20 protein-coding genes are annotated in these 16,481 nt (G+C 72.1%); 12 read left to right on the forward strand and 8 right to left on the reverse strand.

Translation table 11 applies throughout. The annotated features are described in order from the left end of the window. Positions 1-256: 256 nt before the first annotated feature. The 3 genes from ACLJQE_RS19680 to ACLJQE_RS19690 form a co-directional block, all read right to left on the reverse strand. Positions 257-937: an ANTAR domain-containing protein gene (locus ACLJQE_RS19680; RefSeq protein ID WP_410640712.1), complete on the reverse strand. Its 681-nt coding sequence runs from the start codon at positions 935-937 to the stop codon at positions 257-259. A 185-nt stretch (positions 938-1,122) separates the two neighbouring features. Continuing rightward, the gene (locus ACLJQE_RS19685; RefSeq protein WP_410640713.1) at positions 1,123-1,506 is read right to left on the reverse strand and encodes a hypothetical protein; all 384 of its coding nucleotides are present in this window, start codon (positions 1,504-1,506) and stop codon (positions 1,123-1,125) included. A 130-nt stretch (positions 1,507-1,636) separates the two neighbouring features. Continuing rightward, positions 1,637-1,900 carry a hypothetical protein gene (locus ACLJQE_RS19690; protein ID WP_410640715.1) on the reverse strand — a complete coding sequence of 88 codons (264 nt, stop codon included), beginning with the start codon at positions 1,898-1,900 and terminating at the stop codon, positions 1,637-1,639. A gap of 234 nt (positions 1,901-2,134) precedes the next feature. On the opposite strand from ACLJQE_RS19690, the gene ACLJQE_RS19695 reads away from it, so the two are divergent. Both ACLJQE_RS19695 and ACLJQE_RS19700 read left to right on the forward strand, forming a co-directional pair. Beyond that, positions 2,135-2,746, forward strand: coding sequence for a hypothetical protein (locus ACLJQE_RS19695; protein WP_410640716.1), 612 nt, complete (start codon positions 2,135-2,137; stop codon positions 2,744-2,746). A 271-nt stretch (positions 2,747-3,017) separates the two neighbouring features. Next, positions 3,018-3,203: a hypothetical protein gene (locus tag ACLJQE_RS19700; protein WP_410640717.1), complete on the forward strand. Its 186-nt coding sequence runs from the start codon at positions 3,018-3,020 to the stop codon at positions 3,201-3,203. Between the two features lie 105 nt (positions 3,204-3,308). Here the strand turns inward: ACLJQE_RS19700 and ACLJQE_RS19705 are convergent, their stop codons facing one another. Continuing rightward, positions 3,309-3,458, reverse strand: a complete 150-nt coding sequence (locus ACLJQE_RS19705) for a hypothetical protein (protein WP_410640718.1) — start codon at positions 3,456-3,458, stop codon at positions 3,309-3,311. Positions 3,459-3,626: 168 nt separating this feature from the next. Between ACLJQE_RS19705 and ACLJQE_RS19710 the strand changes: the two genes are divergently transcribed. Next, positions 3,627-4,787, forward strand: a complete 1,161-nt coding sequence (locus tag ACLJQE_RS19710; protein ID WP_410640719.1) for a right-handed parallel beta-helix repeat-containing protein — start codon at positions 3,627-3,629, stop codon at positions 4,785-4,787. A gap of 121 nt (positions 4,788-4,908) precedes the next feature. Continuing rightward, positions 4,909-5,184 (forward strand): YggT family protein, encoded by a 276-nt coding sequence (locus tag ACLJQE_RS19715; protein WP_410640720.1) that lies wholly within the window; start codon positions 4,909-4,911, stop codon positions 5,182-5,184. Here the strand turns inward: ACLJQE_RS19715 and ACLJQE_RS19720 are convergent. Further along, positions 5,181-5,840 (reverse strand): TetR/AcrR family transcriptional regulator, encoded by a 660-nt coding sequence (locus ACLJQE_RS19720; protein WP_410640721.1) that lies wholly within the window; start codon positions 5,838-5,840, stop codon positions 5,181-5,183. The two genes, ACLJQE_RS19715 and ACLJQE_RS19720, sit on opposite strands and share 4 nt — an antisense overlap. A 219-nt stretch (positions 5,841-6,059) precedes the next feature. Between ACLJQE_RS19720 and ACLJQE_RS19725 the strand changes: the two genes are divergently transcribed. Continuing rightward, positions 6,060-7,250, forward strand: coding sequence for an FAD-dependent monooxygenase (locus ACLJQE_RS19725; protein ID WP_410640722.1), 1,191 nt, complete (start codon positions 6,060-6,062; stop codon positions 7,248-7,250). 59 nt (positions 7,251-7,309) lie between these two features. Further along, positions 7,310-8,296 carry an MCE family protein gene (locus ACLJQE_RS19730; protein ID WP_410640723.1) on the forward strand — a complete coding sequence of 329 codons (987 nt, stop codon included), beginning with the start codon at positions 7,310-7,312 and terminating at the stop codon, positions 8,294-8,296. 2 nt (positions 8,297-8,298) lie between these two features. Here ACLJQE_RS19730 and ACLJQE_RS19735 read toward each other — a convergent pair whose 3' ends face one another. Next, positions 8,299-9,030, reverse strand: a complete 732-nt coding sequence (locus ACLJQE_RS19735) for a class I SAM-dependent methyltransferase (RefSeq protein ID WP_410640724.1) — start codon at positions 9,028-9,030, stop codon at positions 8,299-8,301. Further along, complete coding sequence (locus tag ACLJQE_RS19740; RefSeq protein WP_410640725.1) at positions 9,030-9,947, reverse strand: PAC2 family protein; 918 nt, start codon at positions 9,945-9,947, stop codon at positions 9,030-9,032. The genes ACLJQE_RS19735 and ACLJQE_RS19740 overlap by 1 nt, the downstream gene beginning before the upstream one ends. 173 nt (positions 9,948-10,120) lie before the next feature. Between ACLJQE_RS19740 and ACLJQE_RS19745 the strand changes: the two genes are divergently transcribed. The 6 genes from ACLJQE_RS19745 (at position 10,121) to ACLJQE_RS19770 (ending at position 14,879) form a co-directional block, all read left to right on the forward strand. Beyond that, positions 10,121-10,630, forward strand: coding sequence for a PH domain-containing protein (locus tag ACLJQE_RS19745; protein ID WP_410640727.1), 510 nt, complete (start codon positions 10,121-10,123; stop codon positions 10,628-10,630). Positions 10,631-11,133: 503 nt separating this feature from the next. Beyond that, on the forward strand, positions 11,134-12,597 hold the full coding sequence (locus ACLJQE_RS19750) for a PH domain-containing protein (protein WP_410640813.1): 1,464 nt from the start codon (positions 11,134-11,136) through the stop codon (positions 12,595-12,597). A 214-nt stretch (positions 12,598-12,811) separates the two neighbouring features. Beyond that, positions 12,812-13,597, forward strand: coding sequence for an IclR family transcriptional regulator (locus ACLJQE_RS19755; RefSeq protein WP_410640728.1), 786 nt, complete (start codon positions 12,812-12,814; stop codon positions 13,595-13,597). A gap of 31 nt (positions 13,598-13,628) precedes the next feature. Then, entirely contained in the window at positions 13,629-14,132 is a 504-nt protein-coding gene (locus tag ACLJQE_RS19760) for a GNAT family N-acetyltransferase (protein WP_410640730.1), read from the forward strand. 133 nt (positions 14,133-14,265) lie between these two features. Further along, complete coding sequence (locus ACLJQE_RS19765; RefSeq protein WP_410640732.1) at positions 14,266-14,463, forward strand: hypothetical protein; 198 nt, start codon at positions 14,266-14,268, stop codon at positions 14,461-14,463. After that, positions 14,463-14,879 (forward strand): VOC family protein, encoded by a 417-nt coding sequence (locus tag ACLJQE_RS19770; RefSeq protein WP_410640815.1) that lies wholly within the window; start codon positions 14,463-14,465, stop codon positions 14,877-14,879. The genes ACLJQE_RS19765 and ACLJQE_RS19770 overlap by 1 nt, the downstream gene beginning before the upstream one ends. Before the next feature lie 320 nt (positions 14,880-15,199). Here the strand turns inward: ACLJQE_RS19770 and ACLJQE_RS19775 are convergent, their stop codons facing one another. Beyond that, positions 15,200-16,468, reverse strand: coding sequence for an aspartate aminotransferase family protein (locus ACLJQE_RS19775; RefSeq protein ID WP_410640733.1), 1,269 nt, complete (start codon positions 16,466-16,468; stop codon positions 15,200-15,202). Between the last annotated feature and the right edge of the window lie 13 nt (positions 16,469-16,481).

Below are 16,481 nucleotides of genomic sequence, written 5' to 3' on the forward strand. Positions count from 1 at the left end.
TGGCGGGACTGGGGGTAAATGGCCCATCGGAACGCCTCCGTGCCCTAGGGCGGAATTCACCAACCAGGGTCCGGGGTGTCCGGCCGCGACGCTTTCATGGCGGCACCGGAAAGCTCGATTTTACGCGGCCAACGACGCCGGAAACCACCGGACGGGTTTCCTTCACCAGGCCGTTAATCTTCGCGTGCATTTGCGAGAACCGTCCGGAAATGCCGGACAATCGGCCACACTTCCCGTGCACGCCACGTGCTTCAGGTCATTCGGTGCCCGGATCGGGGACGAACCGCGTCCGGCGGGCAACGACGTCGGCCGCGACCTCGGACAAGCGGCGTCCCTCGGCGAAGGCGCGCGCCCGCAGCCGGGCGAACGCGATGTCCGGATGCGTGTTCAGCTGCCCGGCCACCATCCCGGTCGCCTGGTGCACTTCGCGGCCGACGAGGGGGAACTCGTCCTCCGCCGGACCGGGGACCGTTCCGCCTCCCGCGACCTGCTCGCCCAGCATCCTCGCCAGCAGCAGGTCGGCGAACAGCAGCGCGTCCCGGAGGATCGCCGGTTCGGGCACGATCGGCGTGCCGTTCAGCAGGACGACGACACCGGACCGGACGACGCCGACCGCCAGCGGGAAGGCGAAACACGCCCTCGCCCCCTCTTCGACCGCCAGCGGGGCGAACAGCGGCCACCGGCGCAGCACGCGCACCGCGTCGAGGTCGCCGACCAGCACCGGGGACGCCAGCTCCAGCGCATCCCGGATCGGCCCCTCGCCCACGGTCACCTCGATCTCGGCGATCCGGACGGCGAGCGCACCGCTCGCACTGCGCACCTTCGCCACCCCGCTCGTCCCGATCACGACCAGGCAGGACCCCGCGGTCCCGAACCGTTCCGCGGCGACCGCGCACACGAATTCGACGGACGGCACCCGGCCGCGTTCCCCGGCCAAAGCGGTGACCTTCGCCCACAGGCGGCCCAGCGGAGAGTGCTCGCCCCACGCGTCACGGATGGTGAACCCCCTGCTCAGTGCCTCCCGGCCGACCTCACCCCTCGCTTCCGGAAGACATCGCGACTCTCCGGCCCTGGCGACCGGCTCACCTCGGACCGCCGGGCTGGGCCTCCCGGCCACGAACCCTAGTTGCCGCCGGGTCCGCGTTCGGGCAGCTTGACGACCACCGCGTCGCCCCGGTCTCCGTCGTCCGCGGCTTCCGCGGGATCGGACTCGCCGGGTGGGTAGGCGTCGAGGATGTCGTTCGCGCGCACCGGTCTCAGCGGCGTGTCCGGAGTCGCGCAGAAGGGCCGGACCGGCACCCACGTGGTGCCGGTGTGCTCGTCGCGAAGGGCGGGGCCCGCGATCGTCCCGATCCGTTCCTGCCCCGCCCGTGTTCCGGCCGCGCCGGGAGGGGTCCGCTCCCGGCGACCCCGGTACCGGACCTGCCAGCCCGGTGGGTAGCCGCCGCCGTGGCGGGCCGGCCAGGCGCGGTCCGCGCCGGGTTCGGGGCCCTCTGCCGTACCCATGTCGCCACCCCGCTCATTCGACCGTCGGGCGCCGGGGTCCAGGACGCGCCATCCACCGTAACCCCGGCCGGGCCGCGAAGTCGTCAGCCAGGCGGGTGATCTCGGTGCGCGTGTCCTTTGTGGAGTCGGTTCAGCCCGCGGCCGGCCCACCGTCCGGTGCCCACCGGGGCTCGATGCCGACGACGTCCCGGTCCGGGACCCAGACCGTCGGACCGTCGCCGAGCAAAGCCAGCGGGATGGATTCGAGACCGGTGCAGGCGTCCCGCACGGGCGGTCCGAGCACCACCCCGGCCGCGCAACCGCCGAACGGCGGACCGGGCGTCCGCCGGCACCGGTAGGTCAGCACCCAGCCCACCGGGTACTCGTCGTAGAGATCGTCCAGCGCTGAATCCATGGCGTGCCCCGGGGTTCGATCGACAGGCATGGCCGGGGTCCGGGGCGATGCCCACCGTACGCGGCGATCTCGGTGCGCCGACAGCTCCGGCCGGGTGGTCCGGCCCGGCACCGTAGGCCCCGGCCACGAGACCGGCTAAAGTTCTCACCACGCCTCAGACCCCGGCGATCACGATTGTCGAAGGCAGCGCGGGCGGACAGCCCGGACCGCCGCCCCGAGCGCTGAGGCGAATCCATGCGCGCACGCACGGCCTGGCCCGCGGCCGCTCTCGTCGCCGGCGTCTTCGCGACCTTCGGCGTCCGGGGGACCCCACCCGGTGAGCTGGCCGGCCTGGGCATGCTGGGGCTGGCGATCGGCGCGCTCGTCGCCGTGGTCGCCCCGCACACCACACGCGCGACGCGGACGCGGACCACGGCACTGCGGACGGGCGCACTCGCCGCGGCGATCTTCTTCGCGTTGTGGTTCACCGTCTCCGGGATGCTGGCGGCCCTGGGTGGCTGGCCGACGGCGACGCTGGTGGCGGGGTGCGCCGTCGCCGCGCTGGTGGCCGACCTGCGGCGCCGAGGCCACCGGGCCTCGGCCGGCCCGGATGACGTGGTCGCCCTGCCCCCGCCGGCCCGCCCGGTCGCCGCGCTGAGCACCGACGAACTGTGCACGGCGTGGCGGCGCAGCTACTTCCAGCTGCTCGTCAGCCACGATGCGCAGGTTCGCCGTCGGCTGGTCCAGCGCCGGCAGGACTACCTGGACGAGATCGAGCGCCGCGACCGGAGCGGTTTCCTCCGCTGGCTCGCCGACGACGCCCGGGCCGGCGGCGATCCGGGGCCTTACCTCACAACCCGGCGCTGACCCGGTCGCCGCCGGTGGCCGCACCCAGCGCCTGGCCGACGGCAGGAGTCGTCCGAGCGGGTGGTCCGGGGGAAATTCCCGGCCGCTTCACCCCAACGCCGCGCGCCGCCGGGGCTACGCTGAACGTTCGGCGGCCGACGCCGCGTCGGTCGCCGGTGCGTGCCCCGACCCGGCCCCGGGCGGTGCGCCCCGGAAGCGCCGATACCGGCGGAGGACCGATGACCACTGCGACAGCCCGGAAACCCGGCCGCCCACGACACTTCCCGTACCGGTGAGGCGCATCCCGGCACCACCACCGCTCAGGGAAACGACGTTCGACCTCACCCCCGAACAGCGCTATCACGGCGCCCGGGCGGTGGCCTCGGCGGCGAACGACGCCGAGGACTGCGCGTTGCTGCTCGCCGTCCTCGGGCTCGAGCCCGAGGACGGCATCGCCGGTCCACCACCGCGCGGATAGGCCACTGTCCGATGTGGACGGTGTGGGCCGCCGGCCGGTGCCGAGGGCCGTGGCGACGTCGGTGATGCCCAGCGGGAACTGCCCCCCGACGGTCGCCGCGCCGGGTCAGCAGACCCGGTCGGCGGTGAACGTGGCCATCAGCGTGCCGCCGGCCGTGATGCCGAACGCGCGGAGGCCCTCCGCCTGAGCAGCGCTGCTGCCCGCCGTGCCGATCGAGCCCGCGCCGGCGGCCGAAGCGGGCGAGTACGACCGCACACGCGGCCGGCGGCGGCGCTGAAAGCGTTTTCAGTACGAACGACCCGCTTGGCCCAGTCGCGCCCGCCGCGCCCGGTGCTACCGTCGCCTCACCGAAGATCCCGTTCCCCATCGACACTGGGAGCGCTCTCGGATTCGGTGTCGATTCTTGCCCGCAAGGAGGCGCGCATGAGTTCGTACGGAAGTTTCAAGAAAGCGCTTACAGCAGCGGCCGCGCTGGCCACGATGGCTGCGCTGGCACCGCCGTCCGCCGCCGCGGCCACCACCTTGTACGTGGCACCCAACGGCAAGGACTCCGCCGCCGGGACGCAGGCGGATCCGACCACCCTGCCGTCGGCGCTCACCCGGATCGGCGCGGGCGGCACCATTTCACTCCGCGGCGGCACCTACTCCTACGCCCAGACCGTCACCATCGCACCCGGCAACAGCGGGACCTCCAGCGCGCGCAAGACGCTGTCGGCCTACGCGGGCGAGAAGCCCGTGCTGAACTTCGCGGCCATGAAGGAAGACCCGGCCAACCGCGGCCTCGCCGTCAACGGCTCCTACTGGCGCGTCGCCGGGATCGTCGTCGAACGCGCCGGGGACAACGGGATCTTCGTCGGCGGGAGCAACAACATCATCGAACGCGTGGTGACCCGCTACAACCGCGATTCCGGGGTGCAGATCTCCCGGATGGCGTCGAGCACGCCGAAGGACCAATGGCCGGCGAACAACCTCGTCGTCAGCTCGGAATCGCACGACAACGCCGACTCCGACGGCGAGGACGCCGACGGCTTCGCCGCGAAACTCACCTCCGGGCCCGGCAACGTCTTCCGCTACGACGTCTCGCACCACAACATCGACGACGGGTGGGACCTCTACACCAAGTCCGAAACCGGCCCGATCGGCCCGGTGACCATCGAGGACTCGCTCGCCTACGCGAACGGCACCCTCAGCAACGGCACCGTCAACGAGAACGGCGACCGCAACGGCTACAAGCTCGGCGGCGACAAGATCGCGGTCAACCACGTCGTCCGGCGCAGCATCGCCTACCGCAACGGCCACCACGGGTTCACCTACAACAGCAACCCCGGCTCGATGACCGTTTCGGACAACATCGGCATCGACAACGCCGAACGCAACTTCTCCTTCGACACCGGGACTTCGGTGTTCCGCAACGACACTTCGTGCCGCTTCGCCAGTGGCGGGTCGAACGACAAGACCGTCGGCAACGCCGACAGCTCCAACCAGTTCTGGACCGGCAAGAACGGGTCACGGTGCTCGTCCTACGCCGGCACGCTGAAGTGGTCCTTCGCCTCCGACGGCCGGCTCGTGGTCAACTTCGGCTGAGCCGGCCCGCTACGCGCGGTGAGCGCCGTCACCCGATCCTGTCGAGAACCTGTGAACCGGACAGACCTGGCACTTCCCGCACCGCCCGCGCGTTCTCCGGGTAGCAGAAACGGAGGGACCCATGGGTGCACTAGGGACGCTGCTCGGGTTTGCGCTGAGCCTGTACCTGCTGGTGCTGGTCGCGCGGATGGTGCTGGACTGGGTCGCGGTGATGGCGAACACTCCGCCGTGGGCGCGACGCGCCCGTGGCCTCGCCTACGCCGCGACCGAGCCGGTGATCGGGCCGGTGCGGCGGGTCGTGCGGCCGGTGCGGATCGGCGGGCTTTCGCTCGACCTGGCCTTCACGCTCGTCTTCATCGGCGTGATCGTGCTGCGGGGGATCGTGTACGCCCTTTAAAGCGAGCCGCGGAAACCCGCGGACAGCCGGTCGACGCCGCGCTCGAGTTCGGCGCGGAGTCCCCGCAGGTCGACGCCGTCGGGGTCGATCAGGGCCTGCATCGAGATCCCGCGCAGCTGGGCCAGCAGCGCCGAAGCGTACGAGTCGGGGTCGCGGACACCGGTGATCGAGCCGTCCGCGACCCCGCTGGCCACGGTCTGCGCGATGGCGAACCGGAACCGGCGGTCGGCCTCCGTCAGCGCGCCGCGCAGGGCCGAGTACTCCGCCGCCGCGTCACCCCAGAGGGCCAGGAACGCCTGGTTGAGCGTCGGCATCGTGCGGATCAGTTCGAAGATGATGTCCAGCAGCGCGCGGAGCATGTCCATCGGCGTGGCGGTGGCCGACCCGGTCCGGGCCGCCACCGCCTCGCTGTAGGCGTCGGTGAACTCCTCGACGGCGTGCTCGACGAGCCGCCGCCCGAGCCCGTCCTTGTCACCGAAGTGCTGGAAGACGACGGACCGCGCGTAACCGGACCGGGCGCAGACGCCACCGATCTTCAGCCTGCCGAAACCCTCTTCGGCGATCAGGTGTGCAGCGGCATCCAGGATGCGTGCCTCGACGACGCCCTCGCCGTCCTCCTGGATCCGGCCTTCGGCGGCGCGGTCCACCCGGGTCATGTTACTAATCCGGCCAAAAGTAGGCCGACCCCCCACGCGGCACGTCACCGTTGCTCCAAAAGTCATTCGGCCGTGGCTGTGGTCGGATCAGTAACGATCGGCACAGCAGCGACTGCAATCGCGGGCCACCGGCCCAGCCGTCAGCGGACCGTGCGAGGACGGTCAGCGGCCACCCGCAGTCTCGGCGTCGGCACCCACCGACCCGAGAGGAACCTCCCGATGACCACCAAGACCGTGCTCGTTTCCGGGGCGGGCATCGCCGGCCCGTCCGCGGCCCACTGGCTGCACCGCGGTGGCTACCGCGTGACCGTCGTCGAGTCCGCGTCCACCCTGCGGCCCGGCGGCCAGGCCGTCGACTTCCGCGGTGAGCAGGTGAAGCTGCTGGCCGCGATGGGCGTGCTCGAGGAGATCCGCCGGTACGAGACGGCGATGGGCGACCAGACCGTGCTCGGCCTCGACGGCCGTCCCGCGCTGACCGTGCCCGGCGCCGCGTGGAGCGGCGAAGTCGAAATCCTGCGCGGCGATCTCGCGCGGATCCTGTACGAACACACCGCGGACCACACCGAGTACGTCTTCGGCGACCGCGTCACGAGCCTCACCGAGACGGCGGACGGCGTCGACGTCACCTTCCGCCACCGGGCACCGCGGAAGTTCGACCTGGTCGTCGGGGCCGACGGCGTGCACTCCGGCGTGCGGGCCGCCGCCTTCGGGCCGGAGCGGGACTTCCGCAGCGACCTGGGCTTCGGCCTCGCCGGGTTCACCGCGCCCAACCACCTCGGGCTCGACCACACCAGCGTCCTGTACAACGAGCCCGGCCGCGGCCTGATGGTCGGCAGCCACCGGCTGCCGGACCGGCTGCACGTCGGCCTGGTCTTCGCGGCCGACGGCGTCGAGTTCCACCGCCGCACGCCGGCCGAGCAGCGGGCACTGATCGCGCAGTTGTTCGCGGACACCGGCTGGGAGACGTCGAAGCTGCTCGAAGCGCTGCCCGCGGCCGACGATCTGTACGTCGACTCGATCAGCCAGATCCACCTCGACCGCTGGTCGAAGGGGCGGGTCGTGCTGCTGGGCGACGCCGCCTGGTGCGCCGGGCCGGGCGGGTCCGGCACCGGGCTGGCGATGATGGGCGCCCAGGTGCTGGCCGGGGAGCTCACGGCGGCCGGCGGCGACCACGTGACGGCGTTCGCGAAGTACGAGCAGCGGCTGCGCAAGCCGGCCACCATCGGGCAGAAGAACGGCAAGGGCTCCGGCAACTTCCTCGCGCCGCGCACGGCCGCGAAGATCCGCAGCCGCAACCGCGCCTACCGGATGCTGAGCACGCGGGTCTTCGGCGGCATCTTCAGCTGGATGACCGACCGGGCGGCCAACGCGCTCGAATACCGGGAATACCCGGCGCTCGCCGCCGCGTGATTCGTCTCATCGGGGGATCCGGCTGGCGGCCCGGCGTGAGGTGGGTCACCCTGGCCGCCATGTCACCACGTCGGGCCGCCGATGCCCCGGTCCGGACGGCGCTCGCCGGACTGGCCGTGCTGGCGCTGGGCGTCGTCACCGCGCTGAACGCGCGCTCCCTGCCGGTGATCGGCGACGGGACGACGTACTCGGCGGAGTTCACCGAAACGGCCGGGCTGAGCGAGGGCAACGACGTCCGCATCGCCGGCGTCGAGGTCGGCCGGGTGTCGGACGTGCGGCTGCGCGGCGACCACGTGCTGGTTTCGTTCCGGGCCAAGGGTGCCTGGCTGGGCGACGCGACCGGGGCGGCGATCCGGCTGAAGACCGTGCTCGGCCAGAAGTACCTCGCCCTCGACCCGCAGGGCGAGGGCACGCTCGACCCGGGGCGGCCCATCCCGCGGTCGCGCACCACCGTGCCGTACGACATCCTCGCGGCGTTCGGCGACCTGGCGTCCACAGTGGACCACATCGACACCGCCCGGCTGGCGAAGAGCTTCGACACGCTGACGGCGACGCTGGCGAACACACCCCAGAGCGTGCGCGCCGCGCTCACCGGCCTCTCCCGGCTGTCGGACACGCTCGCCTCCCGCAACGGCAAGCTCGCCACGCTGCTGGGCAACACGCGCGTGATTTCGCGGACGCTCGTCGACCGCGACGCGGCCGTGCGACGGCTCCTCGACGACGGCAACCGGCTGCTCGCGGAGCTGAGCAACCGCGAGACCGTGATCAGCGCGTTGCTCGACGGCTCGCGGCGGCTCGCGACGGAGCTGTCCGGGCTGATCGGCGACAACGAGGCGCAGCTCGGCCCGCTGCTCACCCAGCTCGACCAGCTGACGTCGATGCTGCAACGCAACCAGGACGCGCTGGCCGCGGGAATCCGCGGGTTCGCACCACTGGTCCGGCTCGGCACCAACATCGCCGGAACGGGCCGCTTCGTCGACGGCTACCTGTGCGGGCTGGTGCTGCCGTCGTTCGGGCCGCTGAACGAGGAGGGCTGCCACGGCTAGCTTCAGGCCACGATGAGCCGGAACCCCGCGTCCCACTCCGGCCGGGCCAGCAGCTCCGCGTGGTCCGCGTACCAGCGGCCGGACTCCAGGTCCGCCCGCAGCCGGGCCATTCCCCGGGCCACCGCCGCCGGGGCGGTCTGGGCCAGTGCCGAACACGACCGGCGGACCGCCGGGTCGAGGTAGGCCTCCGGGCGGCGCCAGTACGCCGGGAAGACGCCGTCGGTGAAGTCCCACGGCACCGGCAACGGCAGCACCGAAGCCGCCCCGAGGAAGTCCGCGATCTGCGGGGCCGAAGGACGCGAGTTCTCCAGCGCCGCGATCTCCGGCACGTACTCCCGCACCAGCCAAAAGTCGTTGTGCAGCGCGGTGTCGTAGGCCAGGACGACCTGGCGACGCGAGACGCGGCGCAGCTCGGTGAGGCCCCCGCGCCAGTCACCCCAGTGGTGCACGGTCAGCACCGCCAGCGCGGCGTCGAACGTGCCCGAGGCGAACGGCAGCGCTTCCGCGACCGCCCGCACGACGGGTGCGGCCCCCGGACGGCGTTGCCGGATCATCTCCGCCGACGGCTCGACCGCGACGACGTCGCGCGAAGGCGGCTCGTACGACCCCGTCCCGGAACCGACGTCCAGCACCGACGCCGCAGGACCCAGCGCGGACAGCACCGGGGTGAGCCAGCGCGGGTCGGTCCGTCTGCCCCGCGCGTAGCCGACGCCGATTTCGTCGTAGCGCGTCATCAGCGCTCGGGTCCGTCGCCACCGTTCTGCTCCGCGAGGAACCGCTCGAACTGCGAGCCGAGCTCCTCCGCGGTCGGCATGTGCTCGACCGACTCCGCCAGCAGGCTGCCGCGGTCGGACGCCTCGATGAAGGTGTCGTACTGCTGTTCCAGTGCGCGGACGACGTCGGCGATCTCGTCGGACTCGGCGATCCGCCGGTTGATCTCGGCGTCGGCGAGGTCCGCGGCCGCCCGCAGCTCGCCTTCGGGCAGGCTCAGCCCGGTCGCGCGGGTCAGTGCGTCGAGCACGATCAGCGACGCCGCCGGGTACGTCGACTGCGCGAGGTAGTGCGGCACGTGCGCGGCGAAGCCCATGGCGTCGTGGCCCCACTCGCCGAGGCGGTACTCCAGCAGCGCGGCGAGGCTGCCCGGCACCTGCAGCCGGTTCGGCAGCGGCTGGTTGTCGCCGACCAGGTCCTTGCGGGTGGCGTGCGCGGTGACGCCGAGCGGGCGGGTGTGCGGCGCACCCATCGGGATGCCGTGGAACCCGGCGGTCAGCCGGACGCCCCACCGGTCGGCCAGGTTCCGGACCGCCATGCAGAAGCGCTCCCAGTCGTGGTCCGGCTCCGGGCCGGACAGCAGCAGGAACGGCGTGCCGTCGGCGTCGTGCAGCAGGTGCACGACCAGCTCGGGCGCGTCGTAGTCCTCCCAGTGGTCGACCGCGTAGGTCATCGCCGGCCGCCGCGAGCGGTAGTCGATGAGCCGGTCGACGTCGAAGCGGGCGACCACCCGGTGCTCGCCGCCCAGCAGGTGCTCGGCCAGCAGACGGCCCGCCGAGCCGGCGTCCATGAACCCTTCGAAGTAGTGCAGCAGCACCACGCCGGTCAGGTCGGGGACGTCCGAGTCCACCTCGTACAGGTCGTCGGGATCGAGTCCCACCGGATCCTCCTGGTCGTCCACATGATTACCCGTCAAGCACAACACACCCCGGGTGGGATTCCATTCCGCCGACGGTGTCGCTGATCGTAACCCCACGCGGTCGAGGCGGGACCGCATCGCCATCGTGACCCCTGTCCTGGGCACGCAAGGCCCCGATCGGGCACGCTTGAGCCGTGAGCGAACACACCACGAACACGGCGCTGCGGTTACGGCCGCCGGCGCACCGGGTCAGCCGCCGGGCCATCGGCTACTGGACGGTGACCGCCTCGCTCCTGTGGATCGTCCTGATCGGCATCCAGACGCTCATCGTGGTGACCAGCGACGACGCGCCCTCGTTCCTCACCGTGACGCTGGTGTTCTCCTGCGTGGCCGGCCCGCTGCACCTGGTCGTGATGCCGCAGTGGCGCTACCGGGTGCACCGGTGGGAGGTCACCGCCGAGGCCGTCTACACGCAGGCCGGCTGGCTGAAGCAGGAGTGGCGGATCGCGCCGGTGTCGCGGATCCAGACCGTCGACATCGAGCGAGACCCGTTCGAGCAGCTGTTCGGGCTGGCGAAGATCACCGTGACGACGGCGTCCGCGGCGGGTCCGCTGCGCATCGCGGGCCTGGCGCACCACCGCGCGCTCGAGCTGGCCGACGAGCTGACGAAAACGACCCAGGCGGCCCGAGGGGACGCGACGTGAGCCCCGCCGACGCACGCTCTCCCGCGGAGGCGGCAGAAAGCACAGCCGACGCACGCCCTCCCGCGGAGGCGGCAGAAAGCCCCGCCGACGCACGCTCTCCCGCGGAGGCGGCAGAAAGCCCCGCCGACGCACGCCCTCCCGCGGAGGCGGCAGAAAGCACAGCCGACGCACGCCCTCCCGCGGAGGCGGCAGAAAGCACAGCCGACGCACGCCCTCCCGCGGAGGCGGCAGAAAGCCCCGCCGACGCACGCCCTCCCGCGGAGGCGGCAGAAAGCCCCGCCGACGCACGCCCTCCCGCGGAGGCGGCAGAAAGCCCCGCCGACGCACGCTCTCCCGCGGAGGCGGCAGAAAGCCCCGCCGACGCACGCTCTCCCGCGGAGGCGGCAGAAAGCCCCGCCGACGCACGCTCTCCCGCGGAGGCGGCAGAGAGCACGGCCGAAACCGTCGTGATCCCGCCCGCCGAGGGCACGCAGACGGCGCCGTGGCACCACCTCGACCGGCGCATGCTGGTCATCCGGCCCGTGCTGGACCTGGTGAAGTCGCTGCCGGTGCTGCTGGGCGCGCTGCTGTTCGGGCAGGGCGAGCCGTGGCAGTGGGTGGGCCTCGTGTTCACCGTGATCGCCGTGTTCACCGGTGTCTCGCACGTGCTGACCTCGCGCTACCGGATCACCGAGTCGCAGGTCGAGTGGCACACCGGGCTGCTGCTGCGCAAGCAGCGGGCCATCCCGCGCGACCGGGTCCGCACGGTCGACGTCACCTCCGAGCCGAAGCACCGGCTGTTCTCCCTGGCCGCCGCGCGGATCGGCACCGGGCGGCACTCGCACGGCAAGGGGCCGGGCAAGGACGAGCTCGTCCTCGACGCCGTCACCATCGCCGAGGCCCGGCGGCTGCGGACGCTGCTGCTGCACCGCAAGGCCGAAGCCGCACCGGACGAGGCGGCCGCCGCGCCGCCGGAGCAGCTGATCGCCGCGGTCGACAAGCGGTGGCTGCGGTACGCGCCGTTCACGCTGTCGGGGCTGGCGGTGGTCGGCGCGGCCGTCGGCACCGTCTACCACTTCGCGCACGAACTGCACTTCGACCCGATCCAGTTCTCGCTGGTCCAGACGGTCGTCGGGCACTTCGCCGACACCCCGGTGTGGTTGAGCCTGGTGCTCGCCGCCGCGGGGCTGCTGGTGCTCGTGTCGCTGCTGTCGATCGGCGGGTACGTGCTGTCGTTCTGGAACTTCCGGCTGACCCGCGAGCCCGCCGGCACGCTGCACGTCCGGCGGGGGCTGATCACGACGCGATCGGTGTCGATCGAGGAGGACCGCCTGCGGGGTGCCGAAATCCGCGAGCCGCTGCCACTGCGGCTGGCCGGCGGTGCCCGCTGCGTCGCCATCGCCGGCGGCCTGCGCGAGGGCAAGGGCGCGGACAAGGGCGGCGGCCTGCTGCTGCCGCCGGCGCCCCTGGCGCGGGCGCACGAGGTCTTCGCGGACGTGCTCGGCGAAGACCCGGCCGCGACGCCGCTGGTGCGGCACCCGCGGCGGGCGCTGTACCGGCGGCTGTCCCGGGCCGTCCTGGGCGTGCTGCTGCTCGCCGGGGCGCTCTCCGGACTCGCGTGGCTCGGCGCGCTGCCGGACTGGCCGTGGCAGGTCGCGCTCGCGCTGGTGCCGTTCGCCGCGCTCGTCGGCTGGGACCGCTACCGCGGCCTCGGTCACGCGCTCACCGGCCGCTACCTGGTGACCCGGTCGGGCTCGCTGGACCGCGGCACGGCGGCGGTCCGCTGCGACGGGCTGACCGGGATCGTCGTCGAGCGCTCGTACTTCCAGCGCCGGGCCGGGCTCGTCACGCTGATCGCGCCGGTCGCCGCGGGCAAGGGCCGGTACCAGGTGCTCGACGTCGGCGAGGCCGACGGGCTGGCCCTCGCCGACCGGGCCCTCCCCGGCCTGCTGACGCCGTTCCTCACCGATGGCCGGGACCGCGGTTGACGGCCCCACCGGCGTCGCTTGTGCGGAAAACCTTGCCGTGAAACGAAATGACCCCGCGTCGTACTACAACAAACAGCAGGTCGGCGCGTTTTGGTGGATATTCGATGCCCGGCGGCCCTTTTCCGGGAATACCTGGCTTTCCTTTTACACTACGTGCTAATTTATTCACCCCGTGTGATAGCGAAGGTCGTTTTTGGCTCACCGAGAGGTCACGATGACGCCTGCCGTCAGTCCCGTCGACGGTTCCGCCACCACTGCCCCGCGACGCACCCCCGGTGCCAGCAGTTCCCGCAAGGTCCTCCAGCTGCTGCTGGCCTTTTCGGAACGCCGGTGGGAGGCGAGCGTCGCCGAGCTGGCCGCGACGATCGGGACCCCGGTGGCGACGACCTACCGCTACGTGGCGCTGCTCAAGGAGCTGCAGCTGCTCGAGGAGGGCCGGGCCGGGCACTACCACCTGACGAGCCAGGTGATGCCGCTCGCGCGGGCCGCGCAGCTGGCGAACGACATGGTGCGGCTGGCGCGGCCGGCCATGGAGGAAGCCGCGCGGGAGCTCGGCGAGACCGTCATGCTGTTCCAGCGGTTCGGCGACTCGGCGGTGTGCGCGGACCGCGTCGAGTGCGACCGCGCCATGCGGTTCACCTTCGAACCGGGGCATTCGCTGCCGCTCGGCGTCGGCGCGTCCGGCAAGATGCTGCTCGCGCTGCTGCCGGAGATCGAACGCGACCGGCGGTGGGCGGCGATCGTCGACCAGCGCGGCACCGCCGTCCGCGACGAGCTGAAGCGGGCGCTGGAGAACCGGTACGCGGTCAGCTCCGGCGAGCTCGACGAAGGGGTCTGGGCCTGTTCGGTGCCGGTGCCGACGATCGGCAGGCGGCCCACGGTGCTGAGCATGGCCGGCCCGGCCGCCCGGATCACCGAGGAGACGCGGCACACCGCGATCACCGCCTTGCAGGGGTACGCGATCCGCATCCAGCGGACGATCGCGTCTTATTCGCTGTGAGCGTTTCGCCGGGGCGCGTAGAACTGGCCGGGTGATCCGACTCGCACGTCCCGGCGACCTGCCCGCGCTCATCGACGTCGAACGGGAGGCCGGCGCGCTGTTCCGCGAGATCGGCATGGCGGCGATCGCCGACGACGACCCCGGTTCGGTGGCGGGACTGGCGGTGCACCAGTCCGCCGGTCGCGCGTGGGTGAGCGTCGACTCCGGCGACCGGCCGGTGGCCTACCTGGTCGCGGAGGTCGTCGACGGGCACGCGCACATCGAGCAGGTGTCGGTCCGGCCGTCGCACGCGCGGCGCGGGCTGGGCAGCGCGCTGATCGAGACGCTCGCCGAGTGGGCTCGTTCTCGCGGGATGACGGCGCTGACGCTGACGACGTTCGAATACGTGCCGTGGAACGCGCCGTACTACGAGCGGCTGCGGTTCCGGGTCGTCCCGGACGCGGAAATCGGTGCCGGGCTGCGCTCGATCCGCCGCGCCGAAGCGGCCCGCGGCCTGGACGCGTGGCCGCGTGTCGCCATGATCCGACCACTCTGACCTGCGCTTTTGCGGATTTCTCCCCTACTTGGGGGAGAGAGTGGCGCGGCCGGTCGAACATGTGTTCTACTGTGCCTGCCGGTCCCGGAGGGGGAAGCTCCGCGGGCCGGCCCACCAACTTCGGGAGGTAGTCGTGGCGGTCAAGATCACCCACCTGATGAACGGCCAGCAGGTGCGGTTCGCCAACGCCGACGGTGCCCGCCGGTACGCCGAAATCATGGGCGGCGGCGTGGACAAGTGGCGTTTCACGGTCGTGCCCGAGGACCCGATGCTCCGGAAAATGTCGGACTCGGTCGTTAATGTGCCGGTATGGCGCATGACTTCCAGGTAGTGGTGGATTCGGCCGACCCGCACGTGCTCGCCGACTGGTGGGCCGAGACGCTCGGCTGGTCCGTGGAGCCGACGGACGAGGACTTCATCCGCGAGATGATCGCGAAGGGGTACGCCTCCGAGGAGGAGACCCGGACCTACCGGGGATCGCTGGTGTGGAGAACGGGCGCGGGGATCCGCCATCCGGACTCGCCACCGGACGGCCCGCCACGGCGGATCCTGTTCCAGGAGGTCCCGGAGGCGAAGACGGTGAAGAACCGGGTCCACGTGGACGTGTGGGTGGGCGCGGACAACGTCGAAGCGGCGGTCGAAAAGCTGAAGTCCCGGGGAGCGGAGTTCCTGCACCGCGGGCGGCAGGGGCCGCACAGCTGGGTGACGATGGCGGACCCGGAGGGCAACGAGTTCTGCGTGTCCTGAGGTCCGGCCGGGGCCGGGATGAGGCTAGGTCGGCGGCGGACTGGGGGCCGCCGCCGGCTTGGTGAGGCGAGTTCGGGGCTTGCGCACGCGAGTTCCGGGCTCAATCACGCGAGATCCGGCCCCCATCTTCGCTTTCGCACATTCACTTTCCCTAGGAAAGATGCGTACGCGGGGGTGTGGTGTCCCACGTGCCGGGAAGCACCCGAGTTCCGGCCCCGATCACGCCAGATCCGGCTTCAGTCACGCCAGATCCGGCCCCCACCACGCGAGTCCCGTGCCCAAGCACGCCAATCCCGGCCTCGGTCACCCCGGCGCAAACGTCAAACCGCGGCTGCCAGGCGGTCCAGGGCCTTGGGCAGGGCCGCTGCCAGCAGGTCCAGCTCTGGCTCTGCCGCCACCAGCGGAGGCGATACCGCCACGCCCTTGCCCAGGTTGCGCACGATCACGCCCTCGTCGCGGCAGGCCCGCTGCAGCTTCACCGGGGCTCCCGGGTCCGCGTCCAGGACCTCCGGGGTCAGCTCCACCGCCGCCAGGAACCCCAGGCCGGCCCGGACCTCGGCCACCAATGGGTGCCCCGCTACCCCCGATACCGCGTCCGACAGGGGTTTCTCCAGCTCGCGGCCGCGGGGGATCAAGCCTTCGCGCTCGTAGATGTCCAGCGTGGCCAAGCCCGCCGCACACGCCACCGGGTGGCCCGCGTACGTCGGCCCGTGGCGGAAGATCGGGGCTCCCGGGCTTCCCGTGAAGAACGGCTCTGCCACCCGGGGCGCCACCACCAGCGCGCCCAGCGGGATCGTTCCGCCCGTGATGCCCTTGGCCGTCGTGATCATGTCCGGCCGCACCGGCCAGCGGTCGATGCCGAACCACGTGCCCAGCCTTCCCCAGGCCGCGATCACGCAGTCCGCCACGAACAGCACGTCGTGACGGTGGCAGATCGCCGCCACCTCCTGGAGGTAGCCCTCCGGTGGCAGCAACACCCCGCCCGCGCCGATCACCGGCTCGCAGACGAACGCCGCGACGCGGGACGCGCCCACCCGGGAAATCTCCGCCTCCAGCGCTGCCGCGCTGTCGAACGGTACGTGCGAAAACTCCGGTGGCTGCGGGCCGAAGCCGGCCGCGTTCGCCGGGATCCCGCCGACCGCCGTGCCGAAACCGTGCGTTCCGTGGTAGCCCTGGGCGCGGCCGATCACGTGCACCTTCTCCGGACGGCCGGTCTGCGCGAAGTACGCCCGCGCCAGCTTCACCGCCGTGTCGATGGCGTCGCCGCCGCCCGAGCCGAAGAACACCTTCGAGCCCGGCTCCGGTGCCAGTGCGGCGACGCGGTCCGCCAGCTCGATCGCCGGGCGGTTCGCGTTGTAGCCGAACAGGTTCCACGAGTCGAGCTCGCTCAGCTGGCGGGAGACCGCTTCGGTGATCTCCGGACGGCCGTGCCCGAAGTTCGCGTACCAGAGCGACGCCGTCGCGTCGAAGTAGCGGCGGCCCGCGTCGTCCCAGACGTACGAGCCCTCGCCTCGGGTGATGACCATCCGATCGCCGTCGACGGCGCCCATGTCGGCGAACGGGTGCCACAGGGCGTGCTGTGCTGACATCGGTCCTCCTCGC

This window comes from Amycolatopsis sp. lyj-346 (assembly GCF_046548975.1).
In the GTDB taxonomy this organism is placed as follows: domain Bacteria; phylum Actinomycetota; class Actinomycetes; order Mycobacteriales; family Pseudonocardiaceae; genus Amycolatopsis.